Origin of the sequence: Pseudomonas sp. MPB23, assembly GCF_046605395.1 — a bacterium.
Lineage (GTDB): Bacteria > Pseudomonadota > Gammaproteobacteria > Pseudomonadales > Pseudomonadaceae > Aquipseudomonas.
In genome coordinates, this window is the sequence record NZ_CP176771.1 from 2,988,255 (window position 1) to 3,008,845 (window position 20,591).

14 protein-coding genes and 3 pseudogenes are annotated in these 20,591 nt (G+C 57.8%); 5 read left to right on the top strand and 12 right to left on the bottom strand.

The features are described from left to right. Positions 1 to 41: 41 nt before the first annotated feature. Together ACLH0J_RS13805 and ACLH0J_RS13810 are read right to left on the bottom strand one after the other, a co-directional pair. A pseudogene (locus ACLH0J_RS13805) lies at positions 42 to 301 on the bottom strand (IS5/IS1182 family transposase); the annotation flags it as partial. Between the two features lie 634 nt (positions 302 to 935). After that, entirely contained in the window at positions 936 to 1,577 is a 642-nt protein-coding gene (locus tag ACLH0J_RS13810) for a LysE family translocator (protein WP_052964729.1), read from the bottom strand. A gap of 277 nt (positions 1,578 to 1,854) precedes the next feature. Between ACLH0J_RS13810 and ACLH0J_RS13815 the strand changes: the two genes are divergently transcribed. Continuing rightward, positions 1,855 to 4,431: an AAA family ATPase gene (locus tag ACLH0J_RS13815; RefSeq protein ID WP_411392407.1), complete on the top strand. Its 2,577-nt coding sequence runs from the start codon at positions 1,855 to 1,857 to the stop codon at positions 4,429 to 4,431. Then, on the top strand, positions 4,428 to 5,741 hold the full coding sequence (locus tag ACLH0J_RS13820) for an McrC family protein (RefSeq protein ID WP_411392408.1): 1,314 nt from the start codon (positions 4,428 to 4,430) through the stop codon (positions 5,739 to 5,741). Before ACLH0J_RS13815 ends, ACLH0J_RS13820 begins: the two co-directional genes overlap by 4 nt. 136 nt (positions 5,742 to 5,877) lie before the next feature. Here the strand turns inward: ACLH0J_RS13820 and ACLH0J_RS13825 are convergent, their stop codons facing one another. Then, positions 5,878 to 6,819, bottom strand: coding sequence for an AraC family transcriptional regulator N-terminal domain-containing protein (locus ACLH0J_RS13825; RefSeq protein ID WP_411392409.1), 942 nt, complete (start codon positions 6,817 to 6,819; stop codon positions 5,878 to 5,880). Positions 6,820 to 6,845: 26 nt separating this feature from the next. Continuing rightward, complete coding sequence (locus ACLH0J_RS13830; protein WP_411392410.1) at positions 6,846 to 7,679, bottom strand: oxidoreductase; 834 nt, start codon at positions 7,677 to 7,679, stop codon at positions 6,846 to 6,848. Between the two features lie 106 nt (positions 7,680 to 7,785). Between ACLH0J_RS13830 and ACLH0J_RS13835 the strand changes: the two genes are divergently transcribed. From ACLH0J_RS13835 to ACLH0J_RS13845, 3 genes are read left to right on the top strand one after another with little or no spacing between them, the layout of a single operon-like run. Beyond that, a complete protein-coding gene (locus ACLH0J_RS13835; RefSeq protein WP_411392411.1) occupies positions 7,786 to 8,115 on the top strand; it encodes a hypothetical protein in 330 nt (109 codons plus the stop codon). Positions 8,116 to 8,117: 2 nt separating this feature from the next. Then, positions 8,118 to 9,809, top strand: a complete 1,692-nt coding sequence (locus ACLH0J_RS13840) for an Hsp70 family protein (protein ID WP_411392412.1) — start codon at positions 8,118 to 8,120, stop codon at positions 9,807 to 9,809. Between the two features lie 6 nt (positions 9,810 to 9,815). Then, on the top strand, positions 9,816 to 11,183 hold the full coding sequence (locus ACLH0J_RS13845; RefSeq protein ID WP_411392413.1) for a J domain-containing protein: 1,368 nt from the start codon (positions 9,816 to 9,818) through the stop codon (positions 11,181 to 11,183). Between the two features lie 87 nt (positions 11,184 to 11,270). Here the strand turns inward: ACLH0J_RS13845 and ACLH0J_RS13850 are convergent, their stop codons facing one another. The 8 genes and pseudogenes from ACLH0J_RS13850 to ACLH0J_RS13885 form a co-directional block, all read right to left on the bottom strand. Then, positions 11,271 to 11,606, bottom strand: a complete 336-nt coding sequence (locus tag ACLH0J_RS13850) for a DUF6124 family protein (protein WP_411392414.1) — start codon at positions 11,604 to 11,606, stop codon at positions 11,271 to 11,273. A 435-nt stretch (positions 11,607 to 12,041) separates the two neighbouring features. Then, positions 12,042 to 13,877, bottom strand: a complete 1,836-nt coding sequence (locus ACLH0J_RS13855) for a patatin-like phospholipase family protein (RefSeq protein WP_411392415.1) — start codon at positions 13,875 to 13,877, stop codon at positions 12,042 to 12,044. Positions 13,878 to 14,017: 140 nt separating this feature from the next. Further along, positions 14,018 to 15,586: a hypothetical protein gene (locus tag ACLH0J_RS13860; protein ID WP_411392416.1), complete on the bottom strand. Its 1,569-nt coding sequence runs from the start codon at positions 15,584 to 15,586 to the stop codon at positions 14,018 to 14,020. Further along, entirely contained in the window at positions 15,583 to 17,649 is a 2,067-nt protein-coding gene (locus ACLH0J_RS13865; RefSeq protein ID WP_411392417.1) for a hypothetical protein, read from the bottom strand. Before ACLH0J_RS13865 ends, ACLH0J_RS13860 begins: the two co-directional genes overlap by 4 nt. 521 nt (positions 17,650 to 18,170) lie before the next feature. Then, a complete protein-coding gene (locus ACLH0J_RS13870) occupies positions 18,171 to 18,347 on the bottom strand; it encodes a hypothetical protein (protein ID WP_411392418.1) in 177 nt (58 codons plus the stop codon). A gap of 196 nt (positions 18,348 to 18,543) precedes the next feature. Next, positions 18,544 to 19,407 carry a methyl-accepting chemotaxis protein gene (locus tag ACLH0J_RS13875; RefSeq protein ID WP_411392822.1) on the bottom strand — a complete coding sequence of 288 codons (864 nt, stop codon included), beginning with the start codon at positions 19,405 to 19,407 and terminating at the stop codon, positions 18,544 to 18,546. Then, positions 19,399 to 20,190: pseudogene (locus tag ACLH0J_RS13880) on the bottom strand (MCP four helix bundle domain-containing protein); the annotation flags it as partial. The gene ACLH0J_RS13875 and the pseudogene ACLH0J_RS13880, both read right to left, overlap by 9 nt. Positions 20,191 to 20,346: 156 nt before the next feature. Further along, positions 20,347 to 20,497, bottom strand: a pseudogene (locus ACLH0J_RS13885) (hypothetical protein); the annotation flags it as partial. Between the last annotated feature and the right edge of the window lie 94 nt (positions 20,498 to 20,591).

Sequence of the window (20,591 nt, forward strand, 5' to 3'; positions counted from 1 at the left end):
GCTGTTTTTCCAGCCTCTGGGATGGGCCAAAATCAGGCTTTTCAGGTCGTCAACGCTTTCATCAAACCGTTGGCACCGATGATTTTCATAACCCGTTTAAAATTGTAGGCGAGCACATTCAAGCTTATCTCCGCACGCACCCCGGCCATTGTTCGAGCGTCCCGAAAGGATGCTCAACCGTCCGTTCTCGCACTCGCATCATCTCCGGTGCTTTGCTCAGCCGAAGCCGCATTTCTTCCAATAGGGCTTCATCTTCCCAGCGCCGGACTCACCGCTCCGTGCTCGGCGTACATTGCGATTTCGAGCAAAACGGGGACGGATCTATTTTCAATTAAATAAATCAGTCCCCCTTTTTTCTGTGCTGGCTCAGGACCCACTCCGCATTAGCCTGACTGGACTTCACCACCCCGGAATGCACCGCAAATCATGGCTTGAGCTTCAAGTGCGCATTGACTTTCCCGCTTTTGGGATCAACAAACCAGTACTCATTGTCAACCACCTTTACCTGGCTGCATTCCTTTGGATAGTCCTTCGGTATGACGCAAACGACACCCTCGTTGAGAGTCCAGTGTTCTCTCTCGGGCGTGTTAGGCGCCATCTCGAACACGTCTACTCCATCGGGAGAAAAGCTGATCGAATACGGATCACCGCCTTCCACCCCTCAAGCAGTGGGACTTTCGGCGAAAAGATCCGATCGAATCGAATCATTTTTTAATCGGGGCATTCCAGCATTCGGGGTTAAGTGCGCACACGTTGTATTGACGATCCATCAACGCCATGCGGTGAGTTGGGCATCAGTGGCGCGGGCTTTTTTCATTCAGGGCATTTAGTGACGTGGCCACGGCTTGAATTGCGCCATCTTCGACTCGGCTCAAGACGTACCATTCTCGCCTTATCAGCCTTCCCCTGTTACCGGAGTTACAAGCCCGACGCCCCTACGCCGCCTGCCGCCGCATGGTCAGGATAGCAGCACCAAAACCGATAAATGTCGACCCCACCACCCGGCTGACCCAACGGGATAGCGCAGGCCGGGTTAGCACACCCTTGGCCCGCGAGGCGAGCGCGGCATAGAGGCTCAGGGACGACACCGACAATGCCATGAAGATCGAGGTGAGGATCAGAAATTGCGGTAGCAATGCCGCACTCTGATCGATGAACTGCGGGAACAACGCGGTGAAAAACATCGTCGCCTTGGGGTTGGTCACCGCCGTCAGGAAGGCCGCTTTGTACAGTTTGGAACGAGTCGGCCGGCTTTCCTTCAAGTCGTCCTGAATCCCGTCCGGGAGCATCGGGCCCTTTTTGAACAATTGTCTGATGCCCAGATAGAACAAATAACCGGCACCGATGAACTTCACCGCGTTGAACAGCCATTCGGAACTGGCAAGCAGCGCCCCCAGCCCCAGCATGGCAGCGGACGACAGGCAGAACAGGCCACTGGCGTTGCCGAGCGATGACCATATGGCGCTGCGCTGCCCATGGGCCAGGCTATTGTTGATCGCCATCAAGGTCGCAGGCCCTGGGCTGGCAATGGCAATCGCGGCGACCAATGTAAACGTCAGAATCGAGTGAGAATCCATTTTCAAAGCTCGTGGTGGTGGGGCCTGGCATGTTACAGGAACGAACGGGGCAACGAGTTAAGTGGTGCTCGGTTTCCCAGACGGTAATTGGATTGAAAGCGTTCCGTGCCCACCGACAGCAACCGACCCCAAGCGGGCCTTCTCTATTACCTCGGAAGCAACCATTAACCACTTAAAATTGCTGGACAAAGAGGGTAGTCAACGGCGTTGTTGTTTTTTCAGCAGGTTCAAGTTATGTGTTGAAGCACAAAGTCTCTCACCAAAAGGAAATGGTTGAATGCATGAACCCATTGCGGAGCGCGAAAAGATCTGGACCGCATTCCTTGAGCGCTGGCCGCTCGAATCCTTGCCAACCATGACGCTGAATCAATACAGCCAGGCAGGCACAGATGACTACTTCTGCCGCTGGCTGGAAAAGCACACCGAATCTTTGGGCTCGATCTGGGGTGGTTCATCTTTCAAGTTTGGTGTGTTCTCACGCTTGGACAAAGAGGAAAAGCGCAGCCCGCACCATAGCTTTACCAAAGACCATGCTTGGCTGAACAAATACGGCGACAGTGCGCACGAAGCTTTTGCTCTCGTGCGCGGGTTGATTGTCACCGTAGCAAACGCCGCCCGCGAGGGTGATCTGGATGTAATCGAGACGGTCGATCTCGGACCGGTGTTCAAATGGAAAATCGCCTTCCTTTACCAAGACCGAGAGCGTCCCCAAATCCTTGGCATCTTCGCCGCAAGAGACCTACGTGCCGCTCTTGGTGAGAAGGCCAGCTACAAGGAAAACCTTGCAGCTCTACACCAGCAGTTGATAGCCAATCGTAACGATGAGAGCCTGTTTGCCTACTCCGATCGCCTCTGGGATAAGGCGCAGCGCTGGCTACATGAGCAAAGTCTGCCTGAACAAGCGTTGGGCTTTCTCAACAGCCAGCCTGACCGGTTTGAAGCGATCAACACGACTCAAAAAATAGCGGGCTTTACCTTGGGCAATGGTAGGCCGTTAGCATTGGTGCGGGAGAAGAAAGAGCTTTGCGCATTCGTCTCACCAGGGGCTTGGCAGCAAGTAGTTACGCCCTTTTCTACAGAGCCTTATCCCCGCGAACGTACCCGCCACTCCGGCTTGGCCACCTGTGCACCACCGCTTGTGCAAGGATCTGAAGCTCTTTTGGTTACGTTCAAAAATCTTCGCGACCTTGAAGCGTTCTGCGAAGCCTATGAATTGGACGACGCTGCTACAGAACCCCGACCCCCCTTCACAGAAGAGCTCAATGTAACCATGCCCACACCTCTGAACCAGATCTTGTTCGGCCCACCTGGTACTGGCAAAACCTACGCCACCATCGAAGCAACTCTGGAAATTCTCGATCCGGATTTCCTTCGTGGCGCAGTAGGTGATCGAGCGAAACTGAAGGCGCGTTTCGATGAATTCTCCAACGAGGAAAGAGTTCGCTTCGTGACCTTTCACCAAAGCTTCAGCTACGAAGACTTTGTGGAGGGTATACGCGCGTTGCCGGTCGAAGGTGACGATCAAGCGGCCGGTGGCATTCGCTATGACGTTGAGCCCGGCATCTTTCGCAAGCTGTGCGAGGATGCCGTCCGCGACAAAGCCTATGAACACAAGGTGGGTGTCCGCGAGCATGCACGGGTGTGGAAAATATCCATTGATGACGCGGGACCAAGCGAGACGCGAAACTACTGCTTTGAACACGGTGAAGCGCGAATCGGCTGGAATAAAGTCGGAGATATTCGTAACGCCAATCTGGCCGACCCCGCTCACAAACTCGGCACCAACGATCAAAGCTCTTTGAATATGTTCGGCAACGAAATCCTGCCGGGCGATATTTTGTTGTGCCTCAAGAGCAAGACGTCCATTTGCGGCGTGGGTGTGGTAACCGGTGAGTACCGCCTCGATGAACACCAGGAGCCTCATCTGCGCGAGGACTTCGTACACGTATTACCGGTGCGCTGGCTGGCCAAGCACATTAACTTCGATATTCTCGCCCTGAATGGTGATACCAGCCTGACCCAGAAAACGGTCTATCCCTTGGCTCGTATCAAATGGCCTGCGTTGCAACAGGCACTGCAGGAAGCAGGTATTGTCCTCGAAGCAGCTCCTTTAACTGCGACTGCGGCGACCGCACATCAACCTCATGTGCTGATAATCGATGAAATCAACCGTGGCAATATTTCCCGGATCTTTGGTGAACTGATCACTCTGCTGGAGCCCTCGAAGCGCGCCGGTGCCGAGGAGGCTTTGCATGTGCAGCTACCCTACTCCAAGGCTCAATTCAGCGTGCCATCCAATGTGTACCTGATCGGCACCATGAACACCGCCGACCGTTCGTTGGCAGGGCTGGATATCGCACTGCGGCGACGGTTCAGCTTTAAGGAGATGCCCCCCCAACCAGCTCTACTGCGCAACGTAACGGTAAGTGGTATCAACATCGCGGACCTGCTTTCTGTGATGAACGAGCGGATTGAGGTGCTTCTCGATCGTGACCATTGCCTCGGCCACGCCTACTTCATGCCCTTGATACTAGAACCGACCATGGAGCGTCTGGCCTCGATTTTCCGCAATCAGGTACTGCCGCTGTTGCAGGAGTATTTCTTTGAGGATTGGCAGCGTATTCAATGGGTCCTCAATGATCACCGTAAAGTGGACCGTGCAGACCACTTCGTTTACCAGTCAAAGGCAGACTTCAGTGTGTTGTTCGGCGACAAAGTACCCGTTTCCACCCATAACATGCCTTGGCGAATCAATCAGCAGGCGTTCAATCGAACGTCTGCGTATCGGAGTTTGATCGCTGCTGTGCACGAACAGACCATACCCGCGTCCGAGCTGGACGCGGTCAACCTGTGAGCAGCGTAACGGTTCGTGAGCACGCGCTACTTACCACCGAACCTATAAGGTCCACACTGGACCGTGCGCAGGTATCCATCAGTGCATTCGACTGGCTATGTGAACTGAGCGCCTCCTTTAAGACAAATGGTGCGCCGCTGGTTCAACGCAACGGCCAGCGGTCGCTGAAGCTGGACAATTACGTCGGCATTGTTGAAACGCCTTGCGGCACAAGGCTGGAAATCCTTCCCAAGCATAGGCACCAAAACGATTGCTTGAAAGAAAGCCGGGCGCTTTTGCAGAAAATGATTCAGGTTGCGTTGGACTTGCCTGTACGCCAGGCAAGCACGGCGAGTCTTGAACTATTCGACACACCTTTACCTGAATGGTTAATGCGTCACTTCCTTCAGGCGCTGGATCATCTTGTCAAACGCGGCATGCGCTTCGACTATCGCAACATCGAAGAACAGCAGCAGTTCCTGCGTGGGCAGCTCAATGTGGTGGCGCAGATGCGCCAACCGCCCGGGCGTGAACACCTGTTCCAAATTCGCTACGACGTTTTCCAACCTGACGGTCCGGAGAACCGTCTGCTGCGTAAGGCTCTGGAACGGGTGTGCGAATTCACGCGAGATCCTGACAATTGGCGACTGGCCCATGAGTTGCGTCACCTACTGCATGAAGTGACTCCCAGCCGCAGTATCAGCCAGGACCTCAAACGGTGGCGCACCGACCGGCTGATGGCGCACTACCAGCCGATAAAACCCTGGTGCGAACTGATCCTGGGTGAACAGTCGCCACTGGCTGTGAGTGGTGACTGGCACGGTATCAGCCTGCTGTTCCCCATGGAGAAGCTATTCGAACGCTACGTCGAGGCGATGCTGCGTCGAAATTTACCCTCAGCCGTCACGCTATCGGCTCAGCCATCCAGATATTCGCTATGCAAACATCAAGGCAAACCTCTATTTCAACTCAGGCCGGACTTCTTGCTCAAGCATGCAGCCAGCACTTGGATTCTGGACGCAAAGTGGAAGCTGCTCGACGGCGCAGACCCGGACGATAAGTATGGCCTGAAACAAAGCGACTTCTACCAGATGTTCGCCTACGGCCAACGCTACTTGGAAGGTATAGGAGACATGGTGCTGATTTACCCGAAGCACGATCGCTTTGCCGAGGCCTTGGAGCCCTTCGCCTTCACTAAAGATTTGCGTTTATGGGTATTGCCCTTCGACTTGGCCGCCGGCGAACTCGTAGACGGTGCGAAGATAGGCTTACCCTTGGAAGGGCTGGAGTTGCAACAAACGCCCAGCGTAACGCGATTGAATCGACCCTGATTAAGTAGACACTCTGGGGGGGCCAGAAGCCGACATTTAGAACCCAGAAAACAGATCCGTCCCCTTTCTCCGCAGACTGAAACAGCACGGCGTTCCCAAGCCTACTGGCGCCGGGCAAGACAGGATTGATTGAAGCTCAGTGTGATGACACGAAGGGCGACGGGATTGTCGGTGCCGGCAACGCATAAGTCTGTTTCATCCACGCCACTTCCGCTATGGGTGTGCGGCCGAAGAGGCGCTTGAAGTCGCGGCTAAATTGCGAAGCACTTTCATAGCCCACCAGAAATGCCGATTTGGCCGCTGTCAGGTCGTTACGCAGCATCAGTAATCGCGCTTGATGCAACCGCGTCGACTTGAGGTACTGCATAGGCGAGGAATCGGTCACCTTGCGAAAATGCAGATGAAAGTTAGGCACGCTCATCTGCGCTTCCTGGGCCAGGGCTTCTACATCCAGATGCTCGTGGTAACAGCGGTGGATTTTGTGAATGGCACGCGTCACCTTGCCGAACTGACCCTGCTGGGCGATGGCCGCGCGCAGGGTGCCGCCTTGTTCGCCGGTAAGGACGCGGTAGTAGAGTTCACGCAGCATCGCCGGGCCGAGGATTTGTGCGTCGGTGCGGTCGCCCATGACTTCCAGAAAATGCAGGGTCGACTGACGTAGCGGTTCATCCATGGGTGAGGCGTACATGCCCATAGGCTGAGCCACGCTGATGTTCCATACCTCATCGACCTGCTGAATCAGCTCGCCGGCCAGCGCGAAATCCAGACGCAGGTACACCGCCAGCATTGGCTGCGCCTCGCTAGCGTCGGTCTCCATTGTAAAAGGCACTGGCACCGACACCACCAGATAATGCTGGGCGTCATAGACGTAAACTTCATCACCCAGATAGCCGCGTTTCTGCCCCTGACAGAGAATGACGATGCCCGGTTCATACAAAACCGGCGTGCGCGTCAGCGGCCGGTTGGAACGCAGAAAACGCACATCATCCAGCGGACTCAGGTTGTAACCCTCCAGCGGTGCAAGCTGGCCCATCAACTGCACCATACGCGCTGTGCTCGGGTCCTTGGGTTTCGGCATCGACTGCACGTTCTCCACTTTTATGCTCAGCCATCGGTAGAACAGCTAAGCGCCTCCCATTGCTCAATACTCTCCGCCGTCCGCTGCAGTTTGTCACGCACCAGCGCCACGGCATCGCTGCCCAACAGCAGGTGAGCCGGCGGGTTGGGGCTGGCGATAATCGTCAGCATCGCGCGTGCGGCTTTCTGCGGATCGCCCAGTTGATGGCCGCTTTTTTCCTCACGGGCTTTTCGCACCGGGTCGAAAGTCGCATCGTAGTCACTGATGCTGCGCGGCGTACGTTGCATCGAACGGCCTGCCCAGTCCGTTCGGAACGACCCCGGCGCCACGGCCGTGACAAAAATATTGAAGGGTGCAAGCTCCTTGCTCAACGTGTCAGAGATGCCCTCCAGCGCAAATTTGCTGGCGCAGTAATAAGCAATGCCCGGCATGGTGATATAGCCGCCCATGGACGTGATATTGAGGATATGCCCCGCCCGCCGCTGGCGAAAATACTGCACAAACGCCTTGGCCATCGCCACCGCGCCGAATACATTGACGTCGAACTGGCGGCGCATTTGCGCTAACGGCGACTCCTCGAAAATCCCCTCGTGGCCATAACCTGCGTTGTTAACCAGCACATCCACCGGTCCATACTGGTCCTCAACAACGGCGACCACGGCGTCGATGGCATCAAAGTGGGTAACGTCCAGCACCACACCATGGGCCCGCTCAGGCGAGAGCGCCTGGAAGGTTGCCAGAGAGGATTCACTGCGAACAGTGCCGATCACTCGATGGCCCTGGGCGAGAGCTTCCTTAGCCAGGGCCTGGCCAAAGCCGCTACTGACACCGGTGATAAAAATGGTTTTTTCTGCACCCATGGGACGCACTCCTGAAGACATAAGGTGAGGCCATGCTAGGGCGCAGAGAGGTAGGGGACTATGCCGGATTGGATTTTAGTATTGCCTGATGCTATCGGAGTGCTCGGTGAGCAACCTGAAATCCGGTGGCAAGAAACGAGACCAAAAGGACGAAAGGGGACGGATTTATTTACGCTGCTCTAACGTCGGCTTCGGGTCGATTGTGTTGAAAAAGTCGGCTTCGGTTTCCACGGTAGAAAAGTTCGCGCCCGTAGAACCCAGAAAACAGATCCGTCCCCATTTCTCCGTCCCCATTTCTCTCCGCGCCGGGTTAAAGCTACCGCCAGTTCTGCCGATAACCCAAACCGTGGATTTGCGTACCGCCGGTACGACTGTGATGACTGACCCTGCGACCCAAGTGCTCCACTGCCCGGCCGCGTCATTTAAGGAAAAGTGATTGTGATCATTGGTATCGACCTGGGCACCACCAACAGCCTCGTGGCGGCCTGGGACGGCGAACGTGCCCGGATACTCCCCAATGCCCTGGGTAACCTGCTCACGCCTAGCGTCGTTGGCCTCGACGACGATGGCCAACTGGTCGTCGGGGATATCGCCCGCGAGCGCTTGCACACCCACCCGCACCTCACCGCGTCGCTGTTCAAACGCTACATGGGCAGCGCCCGTGAAACGCTGCTCGGCGCACGCGCCTACCGCGCCGAAGAACTCTCGGGGATGCTGCTGCGTAGTCTCAAGGCCGACGCCGAACGCGCCTTGGGCGAGCCTGTTCACGAAGCGGTGATCAGCGTGCCGGCGTACTTCAGCGATGCTCAGCGCAAGGCGACACGCATTGCTGGCGAACTGGCGGGGCTGAAAATTGAAAAACTGATCAACGAACCGACCGCCGCAGCCTTGGCCTACGGCCTTCAGCAGCGAAATGAAGCGACCTTTCTGGTGTTCGATCTCGGCGGTGGCACCTTTGACGTGTCGATTCTGGAACTGTTCGAGGGCGTCATGGAAGTGCGCGCCAGTGCGGGAGACAACTTTCTCGGCGGTGAAGACTTCGATGACCTGCTCGTGGAGCATTTCATCGCTAAAATCGGCGCCGCCGACCTGCCCGACACCACTCAGCCTGCCATGGCACAGCGGTTGCGGCGTGAAGCGCAACGGGTTCGGCATGCCTTGGGGCAGGCGCAGACCGCACGTTTTAGCCTTCGCGAGCAAACGCGTGAGTGGAGCCTTGAACTGACTCAAGGCGAGCTTGCAGACATCGTTCGCCCCTTGCTGGACCGCTTGCGCGCGCCGATCGAACGCGCGATGCGTGACGCCCGGATCAAGGTCGCGGACCTGAACGAAATACTGCTGGTGGGCGGCACGACACGCATGCCGCTGGTGCGCAAGCTGGTGGCGTCCCTGTTCGGGCGAATCCCGGCGATGCAGCTCAACCCGGACGAAGTGGTCGCGCAAGGGGCGGCCATTCAGGCGGCACTTCAGGCTCGCCATGCCTCCCTTGAAGAAGTGGTGCTTACCGATGTCTGCCCCTACACCTTGGGTATCGAGACGGCGGTACGACAAGGTGGCGGTTTCCAAAGCGGTCATTACTTGCCGATCATCGAGCGCAACACCGTGGTGCCGGTCAGCCGTTCCCGTACCGTGTCCACCCTCAGTGACAACCAGAAAGTGGTCACTCTGGGGATCTATCAGGGCGAAAGCCGGATGGTGAGTAACAACATTTTCCTGGGTGAGCTGGAAATCCCGGTGCCGCCGCGCAAGGCCGGTGAAGTCAGCCTGGATGTGCGCTTCACCTACGACAACAACGGCTTGCTCGAAGCTCAGGTGCACTTACCCATCAACGGCGAAACCCGCCGGCTAGTGATCGAGAACAACCCTGGCGTCCTCCCTCCAGAAGAAATCGCCCGGCGGCTGGCCGCCCTCGAAGCGCTGAAGGTGCACCCCCGCGATCAGCAGATCAATACCTTGCTGTTGGCTCGGCTGGACCGTTTGTACCAGGAAAGCCTCGGTGATGGCCGGGAGCATATCGCCGGGCTGGCGAACTATTTCCAGCAGATGCTCGACACCCAGGACGAACACCGGATACGCGCCGCCCACAGCGAGATCACTCAGCGCCTTGCTCATTTCGAACGGGAGGTTTAAGCCGCCATGAGCCACTGGCAATTGCTCGACCTTACCCCGGACGCGGACGAACGCAGCATCAAGCGCGCCTATGCGCGGCTGTTGAAAAATCACCGCCCGGACGAAAATCCCGATGCGTTTCAGCGCCTGCGTGAAGCCTATGAAACCGCGCTGGCCGAGGCTCGCTGGCGCGCGCAGGTTGATGAGGAGGTGGTTGATGCCCCGTTAGCCGTCAGCGCACCCACCGCGGATCACTCGCCACTGGTCAGCCCCTTGGAGCGTGTCGACACTCCGCTCGCCGTCAGCCCTCCAGAACCGTCCCTGGAGCAAATGAAGCAGTGGTTGGCCGAGGGTAAAGAGCGTCAGGTCATGGACGCTTTGCGCCACTGGCTTGCCAGCGACTGGCTACTGCCTTTCGAGCAGCGCGAGCAGTTTGAGCAGAGCGTATTGGATTGGCTCGAATCGGCTGCGCAATGGTCGCCGGCCTTTTTCGATCGCGTCTGCCAGGCCATGGGGTGGGACGAAGCCCAGGGTGATTTACCCTGCGATTACTGGCGCTGGGAGCGCCTGACCCGGCGATGCGAAATGCAGGTCATGGAAGAATCCCTGCGCAGAGACCTGGCCAGATTCGACGCCGAAAAAATTCACGGGCAGGCCGCTGCCTTGCTGCTCAAACCCATGAGTGACAGCCGCCGTCGTGGATTGGCCGATGACTTCACCAGCCTCGACTGGCAACGGTTTGCGCAGATTGCGCAATCCATCGACGACCAGTACCCCGAGTTGCCTCAACGTCTCGGGTTAAAACCCCTGGACAACTGGCGGGACTGGTTGCCGCCCGAAAGCTTTCGAGGGGTGTACCTTTTCCTGTGGCTCGCGTTGTCGGTCGTGCTGATGCCTTCGCTGTTTGCCGACCCTGCAAAAAGGGATGGGCTGGCCGGCCTGTTTGTCACGCCGCTGTTCATACCGGTAGTGATTTGGTTGGGGATGAAGGCCTACCAGATCTGGTCCCGGGTGGCGGTGTCGGTGGGGGCGCTGGATGTGCAGCTCAGCCGTGGGATACTCCCGCGCGGTTGGTATCGGCAAGGCGCCGGGCTCCTGATACTCCGCCACCTACTCCCCAGTGCCGTGCCCGCAGCCCTGTCAAGTTTGTGGTCCGGTCATGTGCCATGGATGCAGTGGGTCAGTCCGGTGGTGGTGTTTCTGGGCACGCTTTATTTCACGAATATGGCGCTCTGCGGCGGGAAGGTCTCGATCTGGGCTCGGGCATTACAAACGATCAGGCACAAGGTGGGGAGGCTGATTTCGCAGGTGTTGCAGCGCGAAAGCATGCTGGTTGTCATTGCCATCCTGGTGTCGGGTGTTATCGCTTATGCGCGTATGAGACCTGGTCTTTAGGAGATGAACCCGACGTTGGCGAATCGCCGAGTCGTCGTAAAACGACGACGACAACTCGGCGATCTACCCGCTGAAAGCACTGAAAACTCAGCTACCCGCTACAGCCCCCTCCCGCGTCATCAACTTATCCACCAACAACACCCCCAACTCACTCAATTGGTGAATCGCCAGCGCCACGTCCCGTTGTTTCCCCGTCAGTTGATCCGACAGGTCCAGCAACAAGGCGTTAACTGAGGAAAAGGTTTCGTAGCTATTGGCGGTCAGCATTTCACTGCTGGCGTCGTCTGCAACGCTGAACAGCGTTGTCGAAGGGGGCAGGGGTGGTTCAGCGCTGGGGTTGAGGTAATGATCAATCGCGCGATGGACGGCCTGGTCGAGCCTCAGGTCGGGACCGTTCGGAGGGTTAGGCGTGACTTTGAACATGTGTGTTGTACCTGTTTTAGGGCCAACACCGCTTCGCTACTAAACGAAAGGGCGGCGGCTGTACGCAGGTTAGTAGACCGGGGAAACACACAAAGCCGGCGCGCCCGAGGGCGCCCTGCGCACAGCCACCATCAAGTACACACAAGAACATCTGATCGATGAGGTTCATGCACTTTATGTTGTCACTCGGGCTACTAAACCCGATCACTGAGTTGTCAGCGACCGGGCCACCTTAGAGACGCCCACTCAAGCGCACAAGCCGGCGGATTCTGATGCAACTGCAGGCAAGGGAGCAAGGCGCCAAAGCGTGCTGTGGGCCCGGTGTTCGTTCTGCAGCAACCGATAACGGTCCAGCGACGTCCGGACGCTGACAGACCTACAGCCGAAAGCGCCCGCTGCTCAATCAGAGGTTACTGACGGTCGAAACACGCGTGATCAAACCCCGCTCTCGGGGTAGGGAAGCGCAGCGGGTTTACTGAGCGTGGGATCGAGGTGGGTGCGTAATGCCGCGTCCGTTACGGCATAACCCCAATTGATCAAGCGCTCTTGCAGCTCATCATCCATTCGCTTCAAGCGTGTAGCGACGGTGGCCAGTTCCTGAATGCGGTCTGGCGCGCAACTGAGGGTGAGGGCGCGATTGGCATAAAGCGCGTAGTCGGTGCCGATGCCCCAATAGGTGCCCATCCGCTTGCCAGCGTCAGTGGGGTTGGCTTGATAACTTGCAATGAGCGCTCGTTTACGAAGGCTGCGCACTTGATTGTCGATCAGATCAAGGACGCGATAGGCATGGCGAGCCCAGTCGTGCTTAGGCTCCTCCTCGGGTTTGATTTTGGCGCCAGCGTCGCTGACCAGTACGGTCTGGTAGCGTTTCCAGACGGTCTCCAACCCCAGGTTGTCGTAAACGCCGCCGTCCGCGAGTACCACTTGCGAAGTGAAGGGCGGGCGTTGTAAGTCGTCGCCGGATTTCGGTTTGAAGGCGGCGGGATGCAGTTCGACAGTCAGGGGGGAGAGCACGGGAGGAAACGCTGAAGACGCCGCGACCGCCCGTGCGATGGAAAAGTCAGGGTTCTCGATGCGCCCGACGCGATAGTCACCCATGTAGGGTTTGGAAAAGCGCCACAGCGCGCCGGATTGCACATTGGTGGCATTGATGATGAAACGCGGTTCATCCGGCAGGTCGCGCAAGCTCGCGCCGCTGAACAGGTACTTGTCGTAGGCCGCGGCAACCCGGTCACCGATACTGCCCGGAAGCAGAAGGCCACCGATGATCGCGTCGGCATCGAGCGTGTGCCGTGCAAGCTCGCGTATGGGATCGACAACACGGACTTCAAAGGGGCCGCGCGCGCCGTCGAAGGGCAGATGCTTCCAGGCAAGGGCAAGCACCGCGCTCGTGATCGAGCCTCCGGATACGCTCGAGATGCGTTTGACTGCAAAGAGCTGGCCAGCCTCATACAGGCGCCACAGGCTGCCCACGTGAAAGAGCATGGCACGATAGCCTCCGCCGGACAGACACAGCCCTACGCCCGGCTCGGTGGCGCGAGTGGCAGATTCCGCCTGTTCGCTGATGACCTCATTGACGGGCGTGACGTTAATTGCCGCCCTCTCGCCGACATCGGCATGATCCGTGATGATCTCGAACGCCGTGTCGCCGTCGAGGGCCATCGGCTGATTGTCCAGGGCGAGCACGCCAGGGTCCTGGGCATTGGTCAAGTTGCCTGCGGCATCGAACTTCGCTGCCATCAGGTAATCGACTTCAAGTTTCGTGTAGGCGGGGTCCCAGTGCGTGTTTTCGGGCACGTGGCAATGTCCGAAGTGCCCGCCTTTGGCCCAGCTTTCCGTACTGCGCAAATGACCGCCCGGGTCTTTGCCATCCTTGGGGGGCTTGGGCAGCCCGGCTGGCCAGGCCAATGGCACGTCATGGGTCTGCTCAAGCCAGCGGCACAGGCGCGCCAGGTTTTTCAGGGTCGCTTTGTTTTTGGCTTTGCCGGCAAAGCCGACCACTTCAATCTGCAGCGCGCGGTCGCGATTGGTCTGCACACCGTCCGGTGCATTGCGCAGTGAGCGCGCCGCTGTATCGGTATCGATATGTTGATAGATCGTGGTGGCGTCGACCGTAAAGTGCGGATCCGAGCGATTGTCCTTGAAGGCGGTGAAGGCACCTTCGGCACTCCCGCCTTCGGTGGTGTGATGAACGATCTTGAAAACACCCCCCGTGTAGCTGCCGCTGGTACCGCTGATAGGGCGTTGTTCCGCAAATGGACATAGGGCCATGGTTTATCTCCTGTCAGAGAACGCCGAGTTCAACGCCAGCGATACAGATCTTCCGGTGATCGGTCATCTTCGCCGCCCATTGGGGGTTCAGTGCGTTCATCGCGTTTACATCAATAGAACGGCTGCCGCGCGGCGCCGGATTAGAGAACGGTGTATTCGAGGTAGAGATTCGTGGCGTTCAGGGCGTTATTGAACGGCGAGTAATTGGCATTGAGTGCGTCGTCATTGCGAAACGTTCGCCCTTGGGTGGCGGCCAGGATGGCCTCTTGCACATTCGGGTCCGGCATTCGCCAACCCTTGATGCCCTGCTGTTTGCCGAAGGCCTCGTCCGTCGAAATCGCCGCCACCAGAAGGGGATGAGTCATGAGTTCAAGGCCTTGTTTCTTTAGCGTGGCGTTATGGCTGCCGTGGTGCGCAACCTTGTAGAAACGCACCTGGCCGAGAATCTGCGTGGCCGACATTTCCCGAGTGCCGTCCTTGTAGGTCTGATCGTGCCAGGACAACCAATTGCCGACCTGCGCGTCGCCGGGAAACAACATGAAGGTACCGTCGGGGAGTTCGAAGGCCAGCACCAGGCTTGTGTTGTTGGTGTCGGAGTCGAGTTTCAGGGCAAGCGGTCCGGCTGCACCGAGCCAATCCGCGTCGATTGTGCGTCTGGACTGATCGCGTCCATCACGGGATTCCTCGAGGTAATAGCGTTCATTCAGCCACTGCAGCACCCCCGAGTCGGTGCCGACATCCACAGCCTTTTGTACGTTGGGCGCGGCGTGTACATCGTCCGGTTTGATGCGTTGAAATCGGCTTGAAAAGGGAAGGTCGTCGGCGGCGTCGAATGCCTCATCATCGACCAGCCGAAACAGCAGATCCTCCAGCGCTCTGTTGTCCAGGTACGTTTCTTTGTTCGGCCCCGAGGAGGGCGTGTCCTTTTTCAACCGGTCCAGACTGCGCGGTGGGCCAAGGACAAAGGTCTGCAAGGTTCCCGGCGCCTGGACCACCTGACCGGGAGACAGAAACACTGTTTGCTGCGCCTGCGCTTTGAGCGCCTGCATGATGTCGCGGCCCTTGAGCCGCCGGGTTTTACTCGCGGCAGCGCCGAGACCGGCAGCGGTTGCCCCGCCGGCGTTGGCCACGAGTGGCCCCAGAAATGCGTCCAGGCCTGCCAAGGCAACCTGGCGATCGGCAGCAAACGGCGACGGGGTTGGGCTGGCCACCGCCTGCTGAATGGTCTCGGACAATGCCGCCAATGCCACGCTGCGTTTGTCACGCTCACGTCGTAGCTGATTGGCCGTCGCATCGTTGTCGTCCTCGGTCCAGGCCATCCAGAGTTTGTGGATGACGAGGCCGTCGAACATGAGGTCCTGTGCCTGGGAAAAACCAGAGATGTGGTCCCAGTGCTCATGGGTAATGACCAGCAAGTCCAGAGAGCCTTTTTGCGTGACGTTGCCGGCATCGTCGAGCGCGCCGCCGGTTGTCCTGACGATATCGGCGGCGATCTGGCGCATGCGCGTTTCGGCCTGCGCGCTGCCGGTCAGAATGCCGAAGTCGATCAGAATATGTGCGGGCGCGTGATCGCCGTCGAGCACGCGGATGAGGAAGCAGTCACCCAGATAACCGGCATAGGCGCCACCCTGGGCACTCAATGCGCGGTACATGCGTACGATTATTTGGGGCTTGCCGTTGAGTGGGCCGGCCTTCTTTGGGCGAGTCATTCGAGGCTCCTGTGCAGGAAGGCAAATGGCTCCAGATTGGCATTCACCCCTGAACCCACCGGTTGTCCCGAGATTTTGCCGATACGGAAGTCGCGTTGGGCGGCCAGGCGCTTGTCGTCGCACACGTTTTTTCTGATGATGCGAGTCAGCTTGCCATCGCGTAGGTCGATATGAAGGGTCGCGCCCCCACGGAACCAGAAATCGGGGTCCCGGGCGAGCACGGCTGGATCACCCGCATCGGCCTTCTCCTGATCGGCAGGATCGTCGTAGCCACGGCGTTTCTGGGTCATCTGAATGATGAGTTGATGGGTTTCCTGGCCCTCAGGGCCTGCCCGCCGAGCAATGCGTGCGGAATGCACCTCGAACGTCGGCACCGTTGAACGTTCACCCGTTGCAGTCGGCTTGCCGGTCCACAACGTCGGAATGTGGGGGACCGGGGCCTTGCGACGCGGGTCATCGAAGGCAATCAGGCGCATACCCACCAGCTTTTCCCAACCCTCGTCGTATGGACTCTCCTGTTTGAACCAGTTGTAAATGAGTGCCTGATTCCGTTGGATGACGCCGACGGAGGCTTCTCGAAGGTTACGGCGCCCGCCGCCGGAAGTTTCATGCGTGTTGGAGGGATTCCACGGCTCCAGTGAGACAGACAGTTCGAGGTTAGCCAGGAGGTAGGAAAAAACGTTGCTGAGTCCCTCTTCGGCGCTCTCGCCGGTATCACCAAATTCGGGGGTTTGAGTCAGATCCGGCTCATCCCACAGTAGGCTGTCAGGGGCCATTGAAATGCATCCGGGGACCGTGATCCCACGCTTTCTGAACGCTTCGACGAACGCAATGCGGTAACGCTTTGGATCGTTGCCCACCAGATCGGTATCGGCGGTGATGATCGCCCGCAGGTACTCGCCAAAGTGCAGGTCGACCGGTGGGATGTAGTCCAGTCCTCGCACGCACATGCGCAGCACTTGGTCCGCGGCTTTCCCGGCCTCGGAGGCCAGCCGGTCAACGAGTTCGGCAGACAGGAAATCCTGATGGGACGCGCCACCTGCGCGGGCAAGCCGGAACAGGTCGGCGGTCCTGCTTTCATAGATAGTCACAAAGGCATCGAAGATCGCGGCGACGAGAAAGCCGCCACGCGCGTGCGCTTCAAACGTTTCAGAGAGTTTTTTCGGTACAGCGCTTTCGTCACCTTGTGCCTGGGCACCGGCCGATGCGCTGGAGGGCTCCAGATATTGCAGGGCGTAGCGCAACGCGCCTTGGCGTCCGGTGGCATGGCCAAACTGCAGCGCAAGACCGTTCAACAGCCCCGGCTCGCGTAACGAACCTTTGCTCAATGCCAGTTGGTGCCGAACCACGTTTTTCAGGCTGAAGTGCTGGAGCAGGGCAATGATATCGGCGAAGGCCTCATGAAAGGCCAGGGAGTCGTAATTGGAGGCTTCGATCGAGCGCTGCTGCAGCCCATGAAGAATCGCGTGGGTGGTTTCATGGGCAACGATGTCTTGGGAGAGGCAAGTGAACACCCAACTGCTGAAGGCAGTATCGCCTTCCACATGCTTGAAGTATCCGAACAAAAGTGCCCGCTTGGCAGGGCTGTAGTACGCGTTTTTCTCGCGAAGGCCGTGAGGGTAAATCCTCAACCGCCGGGTGAAGTTGCGATCAGGCGAGTGTTTCGGCGCATTCCTGTCACCGGCCCACAAGACAACGCGCCCCAATGCCCGCTCGAAATTGCGGATGGTGCGCATCGCTACCGCGAACACCATCTGCTGATGAAACTGGGGATTACCTTCAGACGGGGGTAATCCGTCTTGAGCCAGGAGAAACGGCGCATTGAGATCGACAGGTGGGTAAAACAGGTTTGAGCTGGGATCGTAATCGACCACCTCGAGATAATCGTTGGTGGGCCCTGGCTCCAACTGATCTTCCCAACGCGTTTCCCAGGGAATCTCGATGACGGTGTCGTTGATTATCGCGGTGTTGAGTTCGACTGAAGACTGAGGATCAAACGCATATACCCGAAGCCGTCGAACGGAGGGGGGAGGTATTACGGGCACGAGTCGCTGCAGGGTCATCGTTTCTATCCTTGTTGATCTACCGCCCAGTGAGCGCTTCCTGCCCCAACTCCTGGGCGTCAACGCTACCCTTATGGTTTTCGATAAAGCGGCTTCATGACGGCTCCACACCTCGAACATACCGGCACGCGGCACGGCACGACGACCAGAAAGCATGAGCGCCAAAGCCAACGTTCAACAAAAAAAGCCCAAGAGTTCGAGGGCAGTTATTCAAACGCAATGCAGCGTAACGGTGCTGAGCGGGCGGTTAACGTCCGCACCCAACACCTCCCATCCATGTGACCCGTGTCGCTGGGAGCCACAGATTGTCTGCGTGTCTCATGCGACGCTTGAATCTGGAGAGTGAGGTTAGCTGAGGCGTTAGCGCCGTCCAGTTGCACCCTCAGCCGGACGACGGAAGGTATTCAGGCAAGCGCTGAAGGTGGCGCAATGGAGTGGGTGGGGAGGCGCGCTCTTTGTGGATTTCGCGCAGATGCGCGATACCTGTCGCGTTCGAAAATGTTTTTAGACGGCCTCGGCCCTTAGCGGCTGTTCGGCAAGCTCTGTTTTTCAGCGCAGAATCGGACATTGGACACGATGATGGCGAAATGGTAGCGCTCTGAATGGGGGGCAGCGCTGGGGTTGAGGTAATGATCAATCGCGCGATGGGCGGCTTGGTCGAGCTTCAGGTCGGGACCGTTCGGTGTGACTTTGAACATGGGTGTTGTACCTGTTTTAGGGCCAACACCGCTTCGCTACTAAACGAAAGGGTGGTGGCTGTACGCAGGTTAGTAGACCGGGCAAACACACAAAGCCGGCGGATTTTGACGCAACTGTAGGCAATGGAGCAAGGCGCTAAAGCGTGCTGTGAGGCCTGTGTTCGTTCTGCAACAACCTATACGTACGCTGACAGACCTACAACCGAAAGCGCCCGACCAGATCGTTGAAGGAGGTAGCCAGTCGAGCGAGGTCCTGTGTGGACGCATTCGTCTGATGCGCGCCGGCGGCGGTTTGTGTGGAGAGGTCCTGAATGTTGACCAGGTTTCGATCGACCTCGCGCGCCACGTGAGCTTGTTCCTCACAGGCACTGGCAATCACCAGGTTGCGGTCGTTGATTTGCGCTATGCCCTCGGCGATCAATTCGAGCGCGTCGCCGGTCGCCTGCGCGAGCGATTGGGTGTTGTTGACCAACGATTCGCTCTTCCTCATGGCCACCACGGCCAGGTCCGCTCGGGATTGCACGGCACCGATCATGCTCTCGATTTCACCCGTAGAGGATTGGGTTCTCGCGGCGAGTGCCCGGACCTCATCCGCGACGACGGCAAAGCCCCGGCCCTGTTCTCCGGCACGTGCCGCTTCAATGGCCGCGTTCAGGGCCAGCAGGTTGGTCTGCTCGGCGATACCGCGGATGACATCCAACACCTTGCCGATGTCCCTGACCTGCACCGCCAGATCGACGACCACTGTGGTCGAGGACTGGATTTCGGTCGTCGCACTGTTGACGGCGGTGACGGCATTCCGCGCCTGTCCCAGTCCGGTGCTGGCCTGCACACTCGCGGTTTTGGACGCCTCGGACGTGGAGATTGCATTACGTGCCACTTCTTCGACGGCGGAGGTCATCTCGGTCACGGCCGTTGCCGCTTGTTGAATTTCATCGTTTTGACGCAGCAGGCCACGGCTACTGTTGTCAGTCACGGTATTTAATTCTTCTGCCGCCGCTGCCAGTTGATTAGAAGCATCGGCAATTTGGTGAATGGTGTCTTTCAGACTGTCCTGCATCTCGCCAAGTGCGTGCAGTAATTGGCCGGTTTCATCCCGTGCAACACTGCTGATGTTCTGGGTCAAATCGCCTTTTGCAATTAACTTCGCACTTGCCACTGCCACGGCGATAGGCCGGCTGATCAACTTGCTAATGAACAGTCCCAAACCCATGGCGGCAATAAAGGCCAGGGCAATACCCGTATAAAGCGTGATGGTCGCAAGGTGCTCCTGCTCGCCGGCATCACGGGCGCTTTCCTCGATCTGGCGGTTGTTCGATTCAACGATGGTGGTCAGTTCATCCATGACCGTGCGATAGCTTTGCTGAAGTTCGCCTGATGCAAGAGTGCGAGCCGATTCAATGTCACTCGCTTTCAGTGCCGAAAGGACCTGCTGCACGTGGGCTTGATAAATCGGCCAGTCACGTTCCATCTTGTCGCCGGCTGCACGCTCGTCATCGGCCAGGGGCGTTTTTCGATAGATCGAAAACGCTTTTTCACTGTCCGCAAGGTTTGCAGCCATGCTTTGCATCAGCTGTTCTTTGGTTTGTTGTGAGGCGTCAGTGGTGCTGGCGATGATCAGCGCGTAAACATCTTTTTGCTGAGCAATGGCCTTGCTTTGGGCTTCGGTGGCTTTGGACACGGAAACGAGATTATTAGAAAAGACCGACTTCAAGCTGTCCGATAATTGGGCAATGCCACGAATACCTAACAGGCCAACGCCGAGGGTAATGAGTGCACAAAGCCCAAAGGCGGTAATCAACTTGGTCGACAATTTTGCATCGTGTAGCCACGTCATATTCATGCCCTGATTGAGTTAATCGAAAAGTGGCAAGAATCTGGACACTCTGCAGAGGTAAAACCGTCTGTACAACGCCTATCGGCGCGCTTGGGGGGAACTGAAGGACCGTCTATCGGTGCTGAAGAAGCGTGCGTCTTAAGGCAGCGCCTCTTGCTAAAACGCGTTAACTGAGGAAAAGGTTTCGTAGCTATTGGCGATCAGCATCTCACTGCTGGCGTCGTCTGCAACGCTGAACAGCGTTGTCGAGGTGGGCAGGGGAGGCAGCGCTGGGGTTGAGGTAGTGATCAATCGCGCTACTAAACCCGATCACTGAGTTGTCAGCGACCGGGCCACCTTAGAGACGCCCACTCAAGCGCACAAGCCGGCGGATTCTGATGCAACTGCAGGCAATGGAGCAATACGAA

Bases quoted from the DNA above. Each gene is read 5' to 3' on its own strand.
- ACLH0J_RS13810 (WP_052964729.1), bottom strand. From the start codon at position 1,577: ATGGATTCTCACTCGATTCTGACGTTTACATTGGTCGCCGCGATTGCC.
- ACLH0J_RS13815 (WP_411392407.1), top strand. From the start codon at position 1,855: ATGCATGAACCCATTGCGGAGCGCGAAAAGATCTGGACCGCATTCCTT.
- ACLH0J_RS13825 (WP_411392409.1), bottom strand. From the start codon at position 6,819: ATGCCGAAACCCAAGGACCCGAGCACAGCGCGTATGGTGCAGTTGATG.
- ACLH0J_RS13830 (WP_411392410.1), bottom strand. From the start codon at position 7,679: ATGGGTGCAGAAAAAACCATTTTTATCACCGGTGTCAGTAGCGGCTTT.
- ACLH0J_RS13845 (WP_411392413.1), top strand. From the start codon at position 9,816: ATGAGCCACTGGCAATTGCTCGACCTTACCCCGGACGCGGACGAACGC.
- ACLH0J_RS13850 (WP_411392414.1), bottom strand. From the start codon at position 11,606: ATGTTCAAAGTCACGCCTAACCCTCCGAACGGTCCCGACCTGAGGCTC.
- ACLH0J_RS13855 (WP_411392415.1), bottom strand. From the start codon at position 13,877: ATGGCCCTATGTCCATTTGCGGAACAACGCCCTATCAGCGGTACCAGC.
- ACLH0J_RS13860 (WP_411392416.1), bottom strand. From the start codon at position 15,586: ATGACTCGCCCAAAGAAGGCCGGCCCACTCAACGGCAAGCCCCAAATA.
- ACLH0J_RS13865 (WP_411392417.1), bottom strand. From the start codon at position 17,649: ATGACCCTGCAGCGACTCGTGCCCGTAATACCTCCCCCCTCCGTTCGA.
- ACLH0J_RS13870 (WP_411392418.1), bottom strand. From the start codon at position 18,347: ATGTTCAAAGTCACACCGAACGGTCCCGACCTGAAGCTCGACCAAGCC.
- ACLH0J_RS13875 (WP_411392822.1), bottom strand. From the start codon at position 19,407: ATGCAGGACAGTCTGAAAGACACCATTCACCAAATTGCCGATGCTTCT.